General features: G+C 41.3%; 10 protein-coding genes. 9 read left to right on the plus strand and 1 reads right to left on the minus strand.

Features of this window, described 5'->3' with window-relative positions:
* Nucleotides 1-6: 6 nt before the first annotated feature.
* From AC1DRQ_RS17575 to AC1DRQ_RS17600, 6 genes are all read left to right on the plus strand, one after another.
* Nucleotides 7-3,519: a malectin domain-containing carbohydrate-binding protein gene (locus AC1DRQ_RS17575; protein ID WP_477425931.1), complete on the plus strand. Its 3,513-nt coding sequence runs from the start codon at nt 7-9 to the stop codon at nt 3,517-3,519.
* An 18-nt stretch (nt 3,520-3,537) separates the two neighbouring features.
* On the plus strand, nt 3,538-6,300 hold the full coding sequence (locus tag AC1DRQ_RS17580) for a family 78 glycoside hydrolase catalytic domain (RefSeq protein WP_477425933.1): 2,763 nt from the start codon (nt 3,538-3,540) through the stop codon (nt 6,298-6,300).
* Between the two features lie 13 nt (nt 6,301-6,313).
* On the plus strand, nt 6,314-7,438 hold the full coding sequence (locus AC1DRQ_RS17585) for a glycoside hydrolase family protein (protein WP_477425935.1): 1,125 nt from the start codon (nt 6,314-6,316) through the stop codon (nt 7,436-7,438).
* 8 nt (nt 7,439-7,446) lie between these two features.
* A complete protein-coding gene (gene galB, locus AC1DRQ_RS17590) occupies nt 7,447-9,861 on the plus strand; it encodes a beta-galactosidase GalB (protein WP_477425937.1) in 2,415 nt (804 codons plus the stop codon).
* A gap of 135 nt (nt 9,862-9,996) precedes the next feature.
* On the plus strand, nt 9,997-11,565 hold the full coding sequence (locus AC1DRQ_RS17595; RefSeq protein WP_477425939.1) for a sodium:solute symporter family protein: 1,569 nt from the start codon (nt 9,997-9,999) through the stop codon (nt 11,563-11,565).
* A gap of 19 nt (nt 11,566-11,584) precedes the next feature.
* On the plus strand, nt 11,585-12,520 hold the full coding sequence (locus tag AC1DRQ_RS17600) for a dihydrodipicolinate synthase family protein (RefSeq protein WP_477425941.1): 936 nt from the start codon (nt 11,585-11,587) through the stop codon (nt 12,518-12,520).
* On the opposite strand, the gene AC1DRQ_RS17605 is transcribed toward AC1DRQ_RS17600, so the two are convergent.
* Entirely contained in the window at nt 12,515-13,405 is an 891-nt protein-coding gene (locus tag AC1DRQ_RS17605) for an AraC family transcriptional regulator (protein WP_429393094.1), read from the minus strand. The genes AC1DRQ_RS17600 and AC1DRQ_RS17605 overlap by 6 nt on opposite strands.
* Nucleotides 13,406-13,833: 428 nt before the next feature.
* On the opposite strand from AC1DRQ_RS17605, the gene AC1DRQ_RS17610 reads away from it, so the two are divergent.
* From AC1DRQ_RS17610 to AC1DRQ_RS17620, 3 genes are all read left to right on the plus strand, one after another.
* Complete coding sequence (locus AC1DRQ_RS17610) at nt 13,834-14,505, plus strand: DUF3826 domain-containing protein (RefSeq protein WP_477425944.1); 672 nt, start codon at nt 13,834-13,836, stop codon at nt 14,503-14,505.
* Nucleotides 14,506-14,619: 114 nt separating this feature from the next.
* Nucleotides 14,620-17,835, plus strand: coding sequence for a SusC/RagA family TonB-linked outer membrane protein (locus AC1DRQ_RS17615; protein ID WP_477425946.1), 3,216 nt, complete (start codon nt 14,620-14,622; stop codon nt 17,833-17,835).
* Nucleotides 17,836-17,848: 13 nt separating this feature from the next.
* Nucleotides 17,849-18,569: RagB/SusD family nutrient uptake outer membrane protein (locus AC1DRQ_RS17620; RefSeq protein ID WP_477425947.1), on the plus strand; the 721-nt coding region annotated here is incomplete at its 3' end.

Here is an 18,569-nt window from a genome sequence, read left to right on the forward strand (position 1 = left end):
CCAGTTTTGGCGCTTTTCATTAGCCTGATATTTACTTTTATTAATAATCCTACATTTGCCCAACAAAATATCCGGCAGGAAATATCACTCAATAATAATTGGCATACTGTTGCCGATGATAATAACCAGAAAGCTTACCCTGGTTTTGAACAAGTCAGCTTTAAAGATAGCCATTGGAAAACCGTAAACGTACCACACAACTGGGATACATATGAAGGCTACCGCCGTTTAAAGCATGGCAACAGGCATGGCTACGCATGGTATCGCAAAACATTTTCCTTGCCAGTAAAACAAGCCGGTAAACGTTATTTTTTATGGTTTGAAGGAGTGGGCTCTTACGCTACCGTTTGGCTAAATGGCAAACAGATTGGTTATCATGCAGGCGGGCGCACTTCTTTTACACTTGATGTTACCGATGCGATAAAAGAGGGCAGGCAAAACCTGCTCTGCGTTCGGGCGGATCATCCGGCCTTTATTAAAGATCTGCCCTGGGTATGCGGTGGATGTTCAGACGATCCAGGTTTTTCAGAGGGTTCGCAGCCTATGGGGATCTTCAGGCCGGTACATTTAATTGTTACCGATCCTGTTCGTATAGAACCTTTTGGTGTGCATATCTGGAATGATACTACGGTATCTGAAAAATCGGCTACGCTTAATCTTGAAACGGAGATTAAGAATTATGGCAGCCACCCGGCATCGGTAAAAATTATAAACACCTTAGTGGATGAGGCTGGTAAATCTGTCGCGCAAACAAGCAATACAAATATTGTTAAGTCAGGAGATAAAATAGTGCTCAAAAATGAGCTGAAAAATGTTAAAAACGTGCATTTATGGTCACTAAATGACCCGTATTTGTACAATTTGATCACACAAATATGGCAAAATGGTACCCTTAAAGACCAAATTACGACACCTTACGGGATCAGGTGGATCAGCTGGCCTATCGGTCGCAACAACAGCGACAACCGTTTTTACTTGAACGGAAAACCGGTGTTCATAAATGGTGTTGCTGAGTACGAACACCTGATGGGTAAAAGCCATGCATTTAGCAACCCAGAAATTAAAGCGCGTGTAATGCAGGTAAAAGCGGCAGGCTTTAACGCTTTCAGAGATGCACACCAGCCTCATAATCTCGAATATCAAAAATACTGGGATAAACTGGGTATTTTGTGGTGGCCGCAATATTCTGCGCATATCTGGTTCGACTCGCCGGAGTTCAGGGCCAGTTATAAAGCTTTGCTGGTCGACTGGGTTAAGGAGCGCCGTAATAGTCCGTCAATTATTCTGTGGGGATTACAAAATGAAAGCAAGCTGCCTACTGATTTTGCCCGTGAATGCAGTGAATTGATCCGCAAGCTTGACCCTACGGCATCATCTCAACGCCAAATAACCACCTGTAATGGTGGCACCGGTACCGATTGGGACGTACCCCAAAACTGGACGGGCACTTACGGAGGTAATCCCTTAACTTATGGCGATGATCTGAAGAAACAGATCCTGGTTGGAGAATACGGTGCGTGGCGAAGTCTCGGTCTGCATACTGAAGGTCCTTTTAATCAAAATGGTTTGCTTAGTGAAGACCGTTTGAACCAGTTGATGGAAACCAAAGTGCGCCTTGCAGAATCGATAAAAGATCAGGCTGCCGGGCATTTTGAATGGTTACTGTACTCACATGAAAATCCGGGACGTACACAGGGAGGCGAAGGGCAGCGCGAGCTTGACCGGGTTGGCCCCATTAATTATAAAGGCTTGTTTACGCCATGGGGGCAGCCTACCGATGCTTTTTATATGTACCGGGCCAATTATGCACCAAAGAATAAAGAGCCAATGGCTTATATTGTTTCCCATACCTGGCCAAACCGCTGGCTTACCCCCGGTAAAAAGGATAGTATAACCGTTTATTCTAATTGCGATGAGGTGGAGCTTTTTAATGATGTAAACGATGCCTCATTAGGTAAAAGAAAAAGAAACGGAATAGGCACGCATTTTCAGTGGGATGGAGTAAACATAAAATATAATGTTTTATATGCGGTTGGCTATGTGAACGACAAAGTTGTAGCACATGATCAGATAGTACTAAATCACTTACCTGCCGCGCCGCATTTAAATAAAAGAGCTGATCCTGAAATACTAAAACCAGAGGTTGGTTATAATTACCTGTACCGGTTAAATTGTGGCGGTCCGGATTATAAAGATAACTATGGCAATGTGTGGATGGCCGACAGGCATCGCGACAATAAAAAGCAGGCCGGATCTTTGTCATGGACCGATGATTATCCCGGTATACCTGCCTTTTTTGCCAGTCAGCAACGCACGTTTGACTGCATTAGGGGAACAAATGATAGTCCCTTATTCCAAACCTTCAGATATGGTATGGATAAGCTGCGGTTTAACTTCCCGGTACCGGATGACGATTATCGCATCGAGCTTTATTTTACCGAGCCCTGGTATGGAACGGGCGGGGGAATGGACTGCACCGGATGGCGTTTATTTGATGTTGCCGTTAATGGTAAAACCAAGATCAAAAATCTGGATATATGGAAGGAAGCCGGGTATGCTAAAGCCCTGAAGAAAACACTTACGGTACATGTAACAGGAGGAATACTTACTGTTTCCTTTCCAAATACCGAAGCGGGTGAGGCCATTATATCGGCTATAGCCATCAGTACTTTAAATAAACAGACACATGCTGTTTCGGGTAATAGTGGTATAATTAAACATTTAGAAGCGGATAACGATTGGTCGGTACAAAGCTGGATGGATCTTGGTCAAAAGCAGTATGCTCATGCCGATATAACTTTTAGTAATCTACCACCAGTTCTTTATGGTGCCGATTGGATACGTACAACTAACGTTGCTTCTAATCCAACCTCATTTACAATCAATGAAGATGCTGATGTTTTTGTCGCAATGGATATTACCCCGGTGCAAAGGCCCAAATGGCTTGGTGACTACGAAGTAACCGGTCAATCGGTAGAAACCGATGCTGATGGCGGACGCAAATTATCGGTTTACCGCAAAGGTTTTAAAAAGGGAAGCATCGTTTCATTAGGCCAAAATAAAGGCAAATACATGTATACGGTGGCTGTGTTGCCCATTTCTACATTAGAGCCTGCAACCGACCTGCGTAAAACGGTGAGCTATAAAGCAGAGATTGCAGAGTTAAAAGGAAACGGTATAACAAAAGATACGCTGAACGGCAAAAAAGTGGTACGCTTTGAAAAAGATGGGGATAACAGTGTGTCATTCCCGGTTACTCCCGGCGTGGCCGATCTGTATGCGCTGCGGATTAAATATTATAATCAAACAGACAAAATTTTAAAAGCAAAAATGCAGTTGCTGGCCGCAGATGGTACGGTTATGAAAGAAGAAAACCTGATCTTTAAGCCTGTGCCGTCTAATAAATCGGGTACTTTGGCCTCAACTACAGGCACGAGCATCAATGCGGGAAATTATAAACTGGTTATTACAGGCTTAGAGGCTGCGGGTTTATGTATATCGGGCATTGAAATGCAATAACATTTAGAATTTAAATTGATGATAAAAAGAATTTATTTATTGCTGTTTATATTACCGGTTCAGGTGTTTGCACAGGGGGTAAGAGTAGTTAACCTGCAATGTGAGTATAAGCAAAACCCACAGGGCATTGAATCTTCTTCACCAAGATTAAGCTGGGAGGTGCAAAGTGAACAGCACAATGTATTGCAAACTGCATACAGGATATTGGTGGCTGATGATCCGGGCAGGTTGAAAAATAACACAGGTAATGTTTGGGACTCTAAAAAGATAAACTCATCTTCTTCATTACAGGTGGCCTATAGGGGTATTAAATTGCAATCAGCCAAAACTTACTATTGGAAGGTGATGATTTGGGATAATCATCAGCAGGTATCGGCATGGAGTGGTGTTGCCAGCTGGCAAATGGGCTTGCTAACCAAATCCGACTGGAATAATGCTCAATGGATAGCTTATGATAAGTTGCCCGATACAGCAGCTATTGTTCCGTTTTACCATGGCAAAGGACCTAAAAAGTTGGGCATGGCTAATGATGTATTACCCCTGATGCGTAAAACGTTCAGTGTAGGCAATCGGCTTAAAAAAGCCACACTTTACCTTTGTGGATTAGGCCATTTTGACCTAAGCCTGAACGGCAAAAGAGTAGGCGACCATTTCCTTGACCCCGGATGGACAAAATATAATAAACAGGCGCTGTATGTGCCATTTGATATTACAGATCAGTTAAAAGCCGGAAGAAATACTATCGGTGTAATGCTGGGTAATGGGTTTTATTATATCCCACGCGATAAACGTTACCGCAAGCTCACCGGCGCTTTTGGCTATCCAAAAATGATATGCCGATTGGTAGTTGAATATAATGATGGCCGTATAGATAACCTTTTGAGCGATGCCTCATGGAAAACAGCCCCTGGCCCCGTCACTTTTACCAGTATTTATGGGGGCGAAGATTATAATGCTAATCTGGAGCAAAGCGGATGGGATTCCAATGACTTTAACAATGCAAATTGGCGTAAGGTAATGATCGTTGATGGCCCATCGTTATTAAATGCCCAGATGGCCGATCCGCTAAAGGTGATGCAGGAATTTACGCCTAAAAGTAAAACTCAATTGAGCTCAGGAGTGTGGATCTATGATCTGGGTCAAAATTTCTCAGGCATTCCGCAGATCACTGTTAAAGGGAAAAAAGGCGATACCGTAAAGATCATCCCGTCAGAATTGGTTAATGCTGATGGCAGCGCAAATCAAAAAGGATCAGGCGGACCGCATTATTACAATTATATTTTAAAAGGTGATGGTGCGGAAACCTGGCAGCCACAATTCACTTATTATGGTTTCCGTTATTTACAAGTAGAGGGCGCGGTTCCGCAAAATGAGGCTAATGCTAAACTGCAACCGGTTATTATCGGCATAAAAGGATTACATACCCGCAATTCCGCTGCAACGGTTGGCGATTTTACCTGTTCAAATGACCTGTTCAATAAAACCTTTAAACTGATTGATTGGGCCATGAAGAGTAATATGGCCAGCGTATTTACCGATTGCCCGCATCGCGAAAAGTTAGGCTGGCTGGAAGAAGCGCATTTGGTTGGCAGTTCGCTGCATTATAATTATGACATAGTTGGACTGGCCCGTAAATGTATCAACGATATGCGCATAGCACAAACGGAGGATGGATTGATCCCTGAGATAGCCCCTGAATTTGTAAAGTTTGAGGAACCTTTCCGCGACTCACCCGAGTGGGGAAGTAACGCCATTATACTGCCCTGGTATGTATATCAATGGTACGGCGACAAAGAGGTGCTCACCGAAAATTATGATATGATGAAGCGTTACCTCGTTTACCTGGATAAAAAAGCAGATGATCATTTGCTATATCAGGGGTTAGGTGATTGGTTTGATCTGGGGCCAAAACCACCGGGCGTTTCACAATTGACACCTAAGGGTATTACAGCTACAGCTTTGTATTATTATGATCTGGATATAGCTGGTAAAATAGCCACTTTGCTGGGTAAAACACAGGATGCGGCAGCGTACAAAAAATTGGCAATGGAGGTGAAGCAGGCCTACAACAAAAAGTTCTTTAACGCCAATACCAAGCAGTATGGAACCGGCAGCCAGGCTGCCAATGCCATGTCGGTTTACGTGGGGCTGGTTGAACCGCAATATAAAACCGCAGTAGTGAACAACATTGTACAGGATATCCGCGACCGCGGTAACAGCCTTACCGCAGGCGATATTGGTTACCGTTACCTGTTGAGAGTGTTGGATGATGAAGGCCGCTCTGATGTAATATTTGATATGAACAGTCGTGCCGATGTGCCGGGTTATGGTTACCAGTTAGCACATGGGGCAACTGCCTTAACCGAATCATGGGCGGCGTTGCCGGCAGTATCCAACAATCACTTTATGCTTGGTCATTTAATGGAGTGGTTTTACAGTGGACTGGCCGGTATTCGCCCGGCAGATGATGCCATTGCTTTTAATAAAATTGAGATCAGGCCTGAAACCGTAGGTAATGTAACCTGGGCCAAGGCCAATTATCAATCTCCTTATGGCACTATATCAAGCAGTTGGAAAAAGGGGCTTGGGAAATTTGAGCTGAGTGTAAGTATCCCGGCAAACACTACTGCTACTATCTGTTTGCCGGTGAGCAAAACAGCAGCGATCACCTCGGATAATCAGAATATCACAAACAGGAAAGATATGAAGTTTATAGGCTACCGTGATGGGAAAGCTTTGGTTAAGGTAGGTTCAGGTAACTATACATTTATTGCCAGATAAAGAATCTTAAATTATGAAATATATATTTAAACGCTTTGCATTATTGGTTTGCTTGTTTGCAGTGGCAAAAGTATATGCGCAAACGAGTCCAAAAACTGTACCTGATAAGGTGATGCAGGATATTTATCAACAAGTAAAAACCCCCTTCAAATACGGTTTGGTGATGGTGCCTGACAGTAATTTAAAAAAAATAGATTGTCCCAGCGTTTTCAGAAAAGGAAACAACTGGTACATGACCTACCTGATATTTAACGGTCGTGGCTACGAAACCTGGCTTGCCGATAGCAAAGATCTATTACACTGGAAAACCCGCGGGCGCATCATGTCATTTTCTGACACTACGCAGTGGGATAATAACCAGAAAGCTGGGTATGTTGCCCTGCAGGATTACAAATGGGCCGGCTCGTATGAGCTACAAAAATATCAGGATAAATATTGGATGTCGTACTTCGGAGGACAGAGCAGGGGATATGAGAAGGGCTTGCTATCTATCAGCATAGCTTATACCGATAAGGACCTGGCAACGGCTCATGAATGGCAGCGCCTTGATCACCCGGTATTATCAAGCGTTGATAAAGACGTAAGTTGGTGGGATAATCATACCCAGTATAAGGAAACTGTGATATGGGATAAAGCCAAACTCACCGGACACCCATTCGTAATGTATTACAACGCTAATGGTGACAGCCTGAACAAAAAACGCGGTGCCGAACGTATTGGCATGGCCGTTTCTGATGATATGCTGCGTTGGCAGCGTTTTGGTAAAGATCCGGTGCTGAACCATGGTGACGGCATTACCGGCGACCCATACATACAAAAGATTGGCAATGTGTATGTGATGTTCTATTTCGGAGCTTTTTGGAAAACCGGTACTTCGGGCGTGTTTAATCGTTTTGCCTGTTCTTATGATCTGGTACACTGGACCGACTGGACTAGCGATAAGCTGATAGAATCATCTGAGCCTTATGATAACATGTTTGCCCATAAATCATTCGTGGTTAAATACAAAGGTGTGGTATATCACTTTTATTGCGCGGTTAACAAAGCCGATCAGCGGGGTATAGCGGTTGCTACATCCAAAGATATGGGCAAAAGCGAATTGAATTTTGTTGCGCCACCTATAAAAAAGAAAAAATAGTTTTCGGTATGCGGTATCATTATTTTTTGTTGATTGTTTTATTAAGTTGTGTTTTTGCAGCTAATGCTCAAAGTGCACGTAAAACAGAGCGCTTTAACGCCAATTGGAAATTCTTTTTGGGGGATGAGCCACAGGCAAAAAACACAGAATTTGATGACGGTAATTGGCGTGCCCTTGATTTGCCTCATGACTGGAGTATTGAGGGGCGATTTGATCCTAAAAATCCAACCACACAAGCTGAAGGTGGTTTACCTGCTGGTATTGGTTGGTACCGTAAAACATTTACAGTGCCTGCATCAGCCCAAAACAAAAATGTATTTATTGATTTTGATGGTATTTATCATAACAGTGAGGTCTGGATAAATGGGCATTATTTAGGTAAAAGGCCAAATGGCTATATATCGTTTAGGTACGATCTAACACCCTATTTGAAATTTGGCTCTAATAAAAACGTACTTGCTGTTCGGGTTGATAATTCAGATCAACCAAATTCCCGTTGGTACACTGGTTCGGGTATTTACCGCAATGTTTGGCTGATTACCAACGCTAAAACATATTTCACCAATTGGGGAACATATATCACTACCCCACATGTTGATGATGCATCTGCAGCGGTTGCTTTAAATATTCAGTTACATCAGCAATCATCAGCCAAAGGAAAATTAAGTCTGCAAGCCATCATTTATGATATCTCCGGGAAGATAGTTGCCCAAAAAATATCAGCAATAAAAAGGATAGTAGATACTATAGCTACTATTAATCAAACCTTGCAGGTGAATAATCCTCATTTGTGGTCTGTAAATAACCCTTACTTGTACAAAGTGACTGTTAAAGTATTTGAAAACGGTAAGCTGGCTGATAATCATACAACCTCAATGGGTATCCGTTATTTTAATTTTGATGCGGATAAAGGATTTTCGTTAAACGGGAAACCCATGAAGATTCTGGGGGTATGTATTCACCATGATCAGGGGGCTTTGGGTGCAGCGGTCAATGTTCGGGCTATAGAACGTCAATTGCAAATCCTGAAAGCGATGGGATGTAATGCCATCCGCACATCGCATAATCCCCCGGCACCCGAACTGCTTGACCTCTGCGACAGAATGGGTTTATTGGTGATGGACGAAGCTTTTGACATGTGGAAGAAAAAGAAAAGCAAGTTCGACTATCATCAGGATTGGGATAAATGGCATGTAAAAGACTTACAGGATCAGGTGTTGCGCGACCGTAACCATCCCTCCATATTTGCCTGGAGCATTGGAAATGAGATCAGGGAGCAGTTTGACAGCACAGGTATCAGCATTGGCCGCGAACTGGTTGGCATTGTTAAGCAACTGGATAAAACCCGGCCCGTTACTTCGGCATTGAGCGAAGCAGATCCTAAAAAGAATTTTATTTATCAGTCTGGTGCGCTTGACCTGGTGGGATTAAATTATCATCAGGAAGTATATGCTGATTTTAAAAAGAACTACCCCGGTCAAAAATTCATCGGTGCCGAAAATATGTCGGCATTGGCCACCCGTGGACACTATGATATGCCGTCGGACAGTATCCGTCGCTGGCCAAAGGACGGCAAAACAACATTGAAAGATGGTAACTCTGATTTTACAGTATCTGCCTATGATAATGTTTCGGCCTACTGGGGCTCCACCCACGAAGAAACCTGGAAGATCATTAAAAAACATGATTTTCTATCGGGGGTATTTGTATGGACGGGTTTTGATTACATAGGTGAGCCAACACCTTATTTATGGCCCGCGCGCAGTTCATACTTTGGTATTGTTGATTTGGCGGGCTTCCCCAAGGATGTTTATTATATGTACCAAAGTGAGTGGACTACCAAGCCTGTATTGCACCTGTTGCCACACTGGAACTGGAAACCCAGCCAAACTATTGATGTTTGGGCCTATTATAATAATGCAGACGAAGTGGAAGCTTATTTGAACGGCAAATCATTAGGTATCCGGAAAAAAACCGGGGACGACCTGCATGTCATGTGGCGGGTTAAATATGAGCCGGGTATTTTAAAAGCGGTTTCGCGAATGAACGGTAAGACCATAAAGACCACGCAAATTTCAACAGCTGGTGAGCCATACCGCGTACAACTTAAAGCAGACAGACGACTAATAAAAGCCGATGGTAAAGACCTTTCATTTATTACAGTAACCGTACTTGATAAAAATAATAACCCCGTACCTAATGCTAATCACCTCATTAAATTTACTGTAAGCGGGACGGGTATATTAAAAGCGGTGGATAACGGATCTCAAACAGATCTTAACCCTTTTATTGCCAATGAACATCGGGTATTTAACGGATTAGGCCTTGCTGTGATACAATCAAAAGTGCAAGCAGGGGAAATTACCATTAGAGCTACGGCAGCTGGTTTGCAGCCGGCAAAACTGAATATCGAAAGTAATTAAAAACTGTAAAGCCAAATGATAATATCATACAATAGCCTGAAAAAATGTTACAGGAAAGGGTAGGCCCACAACGCTACATTTGTTTATACAATTTTAAACCGCAATATAAATCTTAATGGAAATTCTGTTTAACGCATGAAAGTGTTACCCGTGCTTGATTTTACCATTATAGGTATTTACCTGATAGGGATGATACTGGTTGGCTTTTATTTTTCACGCAAAAATAAAAGTGCTGAGCAGTTTACCATGGCGTCGGGATTAATACCAGGCTGGGCCATTGGTCTTTCTATATATGCCACATTTTTAAGTAGTAATACTTTTTTAGGCGTGCCTGGTAAAGCTTATGGTAGTAACTGGAATGCCTTCGTATTTAGCCTGTCCATGCCACTTGCCGCATGGATTGCCGTAAAATATTTTGTACCATTTTACCGTAACACAGGCGAAATATCAGCTTATACCCACTTTGAAAAACGCTTTGGCCCCTGGGCACGTACTTACGCGGTGATCTGTTTTTTACTTACTCAATTAGCGCGCATGGGTTCGGTATTTTTTGGCATCGCGTTGAGCCTGCAGGCGCTAACGGGAGTTTCCATGAAAATGATCATGCTGATTATGGGTATATCCATCATATTATACACTGTATCCGGCGGCATCAAAGCAGTAATATGGACCGAGGTGGTACAGGGCATTATAAAAACATTGGGAGCTATATTGATCATTTACCTGGTGGTCACCAATATCCCCGGAGGTTTTACAAAGATCATGGACATTGGCAAAGCCGATCATAAATTTAGCCTGGGGAGTTTTTCGCTCAACTTTACCGAGCCAACCTTTTGGGTGGTGCTGTTTTATGGCTTCTTTATCAACCTTAATAACTTTGGGATGGATCAGAACTATATACAGCGTTATCATGCTGCAAAATCGACTAAACAGGCGGCCAAATCGGTATGGCTGTGTGTTGGTATATATGTGCCTGCATCATTCCTGTTTTTTGTAATAGGTTCTYGTTTATATGCTTACTATAGTCAGCACCCTGATCTTATCATCAGCCTAAAACATCAGGCTGCTGTAGAGCGGTTACCGGTAATAGCAACACCAGCACAGGTTGCCGGTATGATGGCCAAACTAACACCAGCTGATTATGGCGATAAAATAATGCCTCATTTTATGGTGACCAAAATTCCGGCAGGATTGGTTGGGATCATTGTTGCAGCTATACTATCAGCAGCTATGAGTACCATCAGTTCGGGCATGAACGCATCAGCTACAGTTTTTACAGTTGATATTTATAAGCGATATTTTAAACCGCAATTAAACGAAAAACAAACCCTGAATTTACTACACATCGGAACAGTTGTGTTTGGGTTGGCAGGTATGGGAGCGGGGATAGCCATGATTGGTGTAAAAAGTATTTTGGATCTGTGGTGGCAGCTTTCCGGGATATTCGCGGCAGGTATGCTGGGGTTATTCCTGCTGGGTATCATCAGTAGGCAAACCCGTAATCATGAGGCCCTGATTGCTACATTGATAGGACTGGTAGTTATTTTGTGGCTCACTTTCCCAGCAATAATTCCAGATGAATACGCGGCGCTTCGCAGTACTTTGAATACCAATATGATCATAGTAGCGGGCACACTTACTATTTTCCTGACAGGGATATTTTTAACAAAAACACGGCAATTAACGGTAAACCCGATTAATTAATACAACAATTTATAACACAATGGAACAGGAAAAGAAAGGTTTTATACCCGTAATGTTAACTCCTTTTAAAGATAATGGTGATATTGATTATGAGATACTTACTCAATTAACCGAAATGTATTTGCAAGCCGGTGCATCGGGCCTGTTTGCCAATTGTCTGTCCAGCGAAATGTTTGAACTTACCGATGAAGAGCGCTTACAGGTGATAAAGCATGTTATAACTGTAGTTAACGGAGCCATACCTGTTGTTGCTACCGGCACCTTCGTCGGGCCAATTACTAAACAAGCTGATTTTGTAAAGCGAGTACATGATACTGGTACGGCAGCAGTAATAGCCATCACCAGCTTATTGGCAGATGAGAGCGAAGCCGATGCCGTGCTTAATGACAGGGTATTTGAGTTGATTGATCAAACCCCGGGTATCCCTCTGGGCTTTTATGAATGCCCCGTTCCATACAAAAGGTTATTATCGCCACAGCAACTGACTGATTTTGTGGCAACTGGCAGGGTAATTTATCATAAAGATACCTGTCTTGATATTAACCTGGTAAAGCAGAAACTGGAGGCTGGCAAAGTTAACCCGGATTTTGGTTTATATGATGCTTATATGGCACACGCGGTTGATTCGCTTAAGGCTGGTTCAGCAGGTCTTTCCTGTATTCAGGGTAATTTTTTTCCGGAGATGATTGTTTGGCTTTGCAATAACTACGCTGATATAGCCTTACAACAGGAAGTGGCTATGGTACAGCAATTTTTGATAGACAATATGGATGTGATGCATAATGTGTACCCGTTAGTGGCGAAATACTACTTAACAAAACGTGGACTGAAAATATCAACTACTACCAGACGTGATGTGGGTAATTTTTCGCCGGCTATCCGCAATCAGATCGAAAATTTATACAGCGATTATACTCACCTGCAAAGCAGTGTAGGGATAAAAAATTATTTATAATACTTTAGCTGTTTGCCCTTTCAGGTATCTTCTTTTATATTCAAGCGGGGTCATTTTTGTAACTCTTTTAAAATGACGGTAAAAGTTCGAAATATTATTGTATCCACATTCAAAACACAACACCTCGGTTGGTAACTTATCTTCAATTAAAAAACGGCAGGCATGACTTATCCTGATCTCGGTTAAAAAATCAAAATAGGTTTTCTTGGTCATCAGTTTAAAATACCTGCAAAATGAAGTAACACTAAGATTTCCAATAGCAGCTATTTTTTCCAGACTGATCTCGGTTTTATAATTCGCCAGTGTATAAGAGCAAACCTTGTTTAGCCGTATGGTATCAGACTCATTAGATTGATGGAACTCATTAGGCGATAATATAATCGGTTCAAAATCCTCATTTTCGGCCAGTATCTTTAATATCGATAGCAGAATAATTATACGGTCTAAATTAGTGGAATTAACAGCTTGCCTCATCAATTTGGCTAACTCCAGTTTTGCAGGGCCGCCAATAACCATTCCGCTTTTAGCTTTTTCAAATAGCTTAGGCAACAAATAAGTCTCTGGTAAATTTAACAGGTACTTGCCCAGGCAGTCGGGTAAAAAATGAATAACAATTACTTCAACGTTCAAGCCAGAATCAGGTTGGAAATATTCATCCTTGCAGCGCCAGCAATGCGGCAGGGTTTCACCAAGCAAAGTAATTTCTCCCGGCGAAAAATTGCTGATATTATCACCGATAAAACGGACACCTTCGCCCTTAATCACATAGTGTAATTCCAGTTCAGGATGATAATGCCATATCCCTCTGAAGGTGGGTAAAATATCATGCCTGATACTAAAAGAGTTTTGCGGTTTTACAGCAACCTTAAGAAAATGGGGCTTCATTTTTAAAAAAATCACTAACTGGTTATCAAATGGACAGATTATACGCTGTGTATTGATTGGTTTATAATTTTTAAAAATAGAAAATTTAAATGAAACACTGTTTATATAAAAGTAACATTCTCTTGACCTTCATCAGATAGATTGAAAAAGCAGTGTTATGATAGGATTGTACAATAAATTGATAAATACAGGTAGAAATGACAAGGGCTAATATTTGATATTTGTTAAAGCATCCTGTGATACAGGGAGCGACTACCCCAAACATAAACCAATATAGTTAAGCGATACATTTTGTTTTTGAATTAAGTATTGATAAAATATGTGCATTTAATTAATTGTGATAAACACAATTAAATTATGCAAAAAGATAATTGATGATGCGAAATTAAAACCAAATACAGAGCTCCTTTAAAATTAAATTAATGAGTATGAAAAGATATATAATAATGTTGATGTTCATTTTTTCGGGAATTGCAATGGCTTTTGCTCAAGCAGCATCATCAGGCACCGATCAGGATAATTATAACCAGGTAATTACACAGCGATCAAGCAAAATAGTTGCGGTATTAAATATAACTGATTCTGTTAGGTTTAAGAAGGTGCGTGATATTATTGTAGAGCAGTATCGTAGCTTAAACGATATATATAATAGCAGAAATGCAAAAGCTAAACAAATAAAAGAACAATCAGGCGATGATAAAGCCGCAGCTACTATCAAAATTGCTGATATAGATAGTAATGTAAATAAGCAGTTAAAAACATTGCACACAGTTTATCTTGCAAAATTAGGTAAGGAATTAAGTGCAGACGAGATTGATAAAGTTAAGGATGGCATGACCTATAGGGTATATCCTATTACTTACGGAGCCTACCTTGATGAACTGCCCAACCTTACCGACATTCAAAAAACAAAGATCAAAGGATGGCTGATAGAAGCCCGCGAAAATGCTATTGATGCGGAGTCGTCTGAAAAAAAGCACGCCTGGTTTGGCAAATTCAAAGGACGTATCAATAACTATTTATCGGCACAAGGCTATGACATGAAAAAGGAGGGCGAAGAATGGCAGAAACGGATAAAAGAAAGGAACGCTAAGAATTAATAAACCGATAACGGCTTTAGCTATAGTTAATAATTGAGAAGTATTAACTATAGTGCCTGTTCAAATTTTTACCAATTAATTAACCCAATTATATGAAACCCAAATCAATTTTTTATGAGAAAAATTTTCCTCTTGTTTGCAGTATTGCTTTTAATAAGTAATACACTCATGGCACAAGACCGCACCATAACGGGAACGGTTGTGAGTAGCGACAAAAATGAACCCCTAATAGGCGTTGCTGTGCAGGTTAAAGGCAGCAATGGCGGTACAACAACCGATTTGAATGGACGCTTTTCACTTAAAGCCACAAATTTACAAAGCATAGTGGTAGGTGTAAGGTATATAGGATATGCTTATCAGGAAAAGACCTTAAAAATAGGCGAAATGAATGCCGATTTTAAATTGGTAGCCACTTCAAGCAGCCTGGATGAAGTAGTAGTGGTAGGTTATGGTGAACAAAAGAAGATTCACTTAACCGGAGCTATTAGCACTATTGATACCAAACAGATACAAGATATACCCACAACAAACCTGGCTTCAGCACTGCGTAACCAGTTGCCGGGTGTTAGTGTTGCCGGCGGGGTTGCCCGCCCTGGCGATAATGCTTCAATTACTATTCGTAACCCGGTTTATTTATCAAAAGATGGTGGATCTAACCAACCGTTATATATTATTGATGATGTTCAGCGTAATCTGGCTGATTTTAACTCCCTTGATCAAACCGAAGTTGAAAGTATATCAGTGCTTAAGGATGCTGCAGCTGCTATTTACGGTATCAGAGGTGACAATGGTGTAATTGTAGTACGGACCAAAAGAGGTAGGTCAGGCGCGCCAAAGGTTACTTATAGTGGGTCTGTGGGTTTAACAGATGCTACACAATTACCTGAAATGATGACCAGCCTGCAGCAGGCCACCTATTTAAATGATTTTGCACGTGCAAGTCAATCATATAATGGTAATCATACCATTGATGATCATGGCTACATTGATGGCAGTTCGACCAATAAGCTTACAAGCTTTTATACGCCAGACGAACTTGCCTATTTTGCTGATCCGGCAAATAGTACCAATTGGCTAAAAAAAGCCTGGCAAACATCATACTTGCAGCGTCATGCACTTAGTGTAAGCGGTGGATCAGATAAAGTTACCTATTTTGCCGGTGCCACGTACATTTCTCAAAACTCAAATTTTAAAGGTGTAAATACAGATCGCTGGACCTACAGGGCAAGTGCAGATGCTAATGTAGCCAAAGGGTTAAAGGTATCCTTATCAGTGAGCGGGTCACTTAATGACGATACCAGATTTTTTTATAAACAAGGTAGTGAAAATGCCGACAATGATGTAAGATATCTTTCCCAGGCCCCTCAATGGACACAATATTATATTAATGGTTTGCCGGCATTGATTACTCCCGGAAATACCAACTCTAACAATGGCGAAAGCTTTAACTTTTTTGAAGCCCGTAAGGAGAATAACTATACACAAAGCAAAACTACGGTACTTAATGTACAAACCCGGGCAGATTATGATGTGCCATTTTTAAAAGGCTTAAAATTAAGTGTTAATTATAATAAAAACATTAACAACTTTTTTGGAAAGCAATTTGGTACATCTTATTACGCCACCCAATTCGCGGGCCTGGGCGAAAATCACCACATTCCTGGTGGAGATGTAGTTGGCAGTCCTGTATTGTTAAAGAACGGTGACAGAATAAGGCTTAATCCAACCTATACCAATAATTATCAGTTAAATGGCATTATATCATTTAATAAGAAGATCGGCAAGCATGAATTTTCAGCGCTGGCACTTGTTGAGCAATCCGAGGTTTTTACCGATGGGTTAGCCGGAATGGTTGAAGGTGTTGTTGTAGGTGGATATGATAACCAGAATTTTGCTATCGGTACGCAGACCTCTGTTGAAACAACCAGTGAATCTGGAAGGTTATCTTATGCCGGACGGTTAAATTATAGTTACGATAATAAATACCTGGTTGAATTGTCTTACCGTGCAGATGCGAATACTAATTTCCCTCCCGAAAACCAATGGGGATATTTCCCATCAGCTTCTATAGGCTGGGTAGCTTCTGAAGAAGGATTTTTTAAACGTAATATTAAATTCATAGACCTTTTAAAAATAAGGGCATCAGTTGGTTTGCTGGGTAACGATAATACCAAGCCCTTCCAATATCAGGAAAATTACAATTTTGCACAACAGCAAAAAGCCGCTGTGTTTGGTGGCAATGGAGACAGGGGGTTGGCTATATTTCAAAACGTAGCTATTGCTAATCGTGGTATCAGGTGGGATAGCGATTTAAAAAACAACGTTGGTTTGGATATGCAATTCCTGAACAACCGTTTAGGGCTTACGGTTGATGGCTTTTTGAATCACCACTATAATATGCTTCAAACCCTTAACGCTTCTGTTCCTTTAACTATTGGCGCTTCCACCCCTCCTGAAAATTATGCCTCTATAAACAGTTTTGGTTATGAGATATCCGTTTCATGGAAAGACAGAATTGGCAAGGATTTTAGCTACTATGTTTCTCCATTCCTGGCCTGGAGTGATGACAAGATCTTAAAGATAGATCAGGCTGCTGGTGATGTTGGGACATATCGTGATTTGCTTGGCCGTTCTGATGATCTTGGATTTTTAGGTCTGAAATCATTGGGTATGTTTAGAACTCCGGCCGAAGCGGCTGCTTATGCTGCAGCAAATCCTAATTATACGGTGTATGGTTTTAAACCAACAGCTGGTATGTTATACTATCAGGATGTAAGGGGGGCAAGAAACCCTAATGTTCCCGGAGGTTATGATGGCCCGGATGGTAAAATTGATGATAATGATATGGTTTATCTTACCAACAAAAATAACAACCATTATTCTGGTGGCTTTAATTTTGGCGGATCATATAAAAACTTTTCAGTGTCGGTAGTAATGGGTCTTTCATGGGGGGGTGCAACAAATATCGAGGGTGATGCCAGAAGCGCCGCAACCGCCACATCAAACAGACCAGCTTTCTGGGCTGATCACTGGACACCAGAGAATACCGATGCAAAATATCCCAGTCCATATTTTGCGTCTGATTATAACGTAAACTCTGATTTTTGGATGAAAAGTACTTTTCAATTTAGAATGACTAACCTAAACTTGTCATATACATTTCCAACAAAAATATCAGGCACATTAGGGGTAGGCAGTATCCGGGCATTCTTAAATTGTGTTAATCCGCTCAACCTGTATAATCCATATGATTATAGGGATAATGGTTCTATTTACACCACTTATCCTGTATTAAAATCGTATACTTTTGGTTTAAATGTAGGCTTCTAAATAAAGAAATTATATGAAAATATATAAAATTACAATAGCAGTTTTCATAGGAGCGCTGCTGTTTACAAGTTGCAAAAAAGCACTTGATAAAGTTGATCTTTCAAAGGGTACTGCCAGTATTATTTTTGGCGACTCAACACTGGTAAAACAGAATATTGATTATATATATGACCAAAATTTGCCTGTGTGGTATGGTAATGACGGCGGAGCCATGTTTAGCGCAAGCGGTGGTATCAGCGGCTTATCAGATGAATCATATGGTGATAATAAGTTTTTGCAGGGTATTGCTATCAACACTGATGTGGGCGACATAGGTGTAGCAAATTCAAGTGGCAATACTTATGGCAAGATAAGGGTTATCAATACCTTCATAAGGGATTGTGGCGCCGGAACTTTAGCTGCCGGTGTTAAAAGAAGATTTTTAGCACAAGCCTACTTCTTTAGAGCTTATCGTTATTTTCAATTGGTACGCGTGTATGGTGGTGTGCCTTTAGTTTTAACACCACTGCCTTCGGTTGGAGATGCTAAAAGTGAAGCTGCATTACCACGTAGTAAAACATCAGAGTGCTTTAAGCAAATTGCCAGCGATCTTGATTCGGCTATCAAATATTTGCCTGTAAAGTGGCCGCAATCTAACGATTGGGGACGCGTAACATCGGGAGCCGCGGCGGCATTTAAAGGCCGTGTATTACTAACTTATGCAAGTCCGCAATTTAATCCAGCTAATGACTTAT

Source organism: Mucilaginibacter sp. P4_E8, assembly GCF_056401495.1.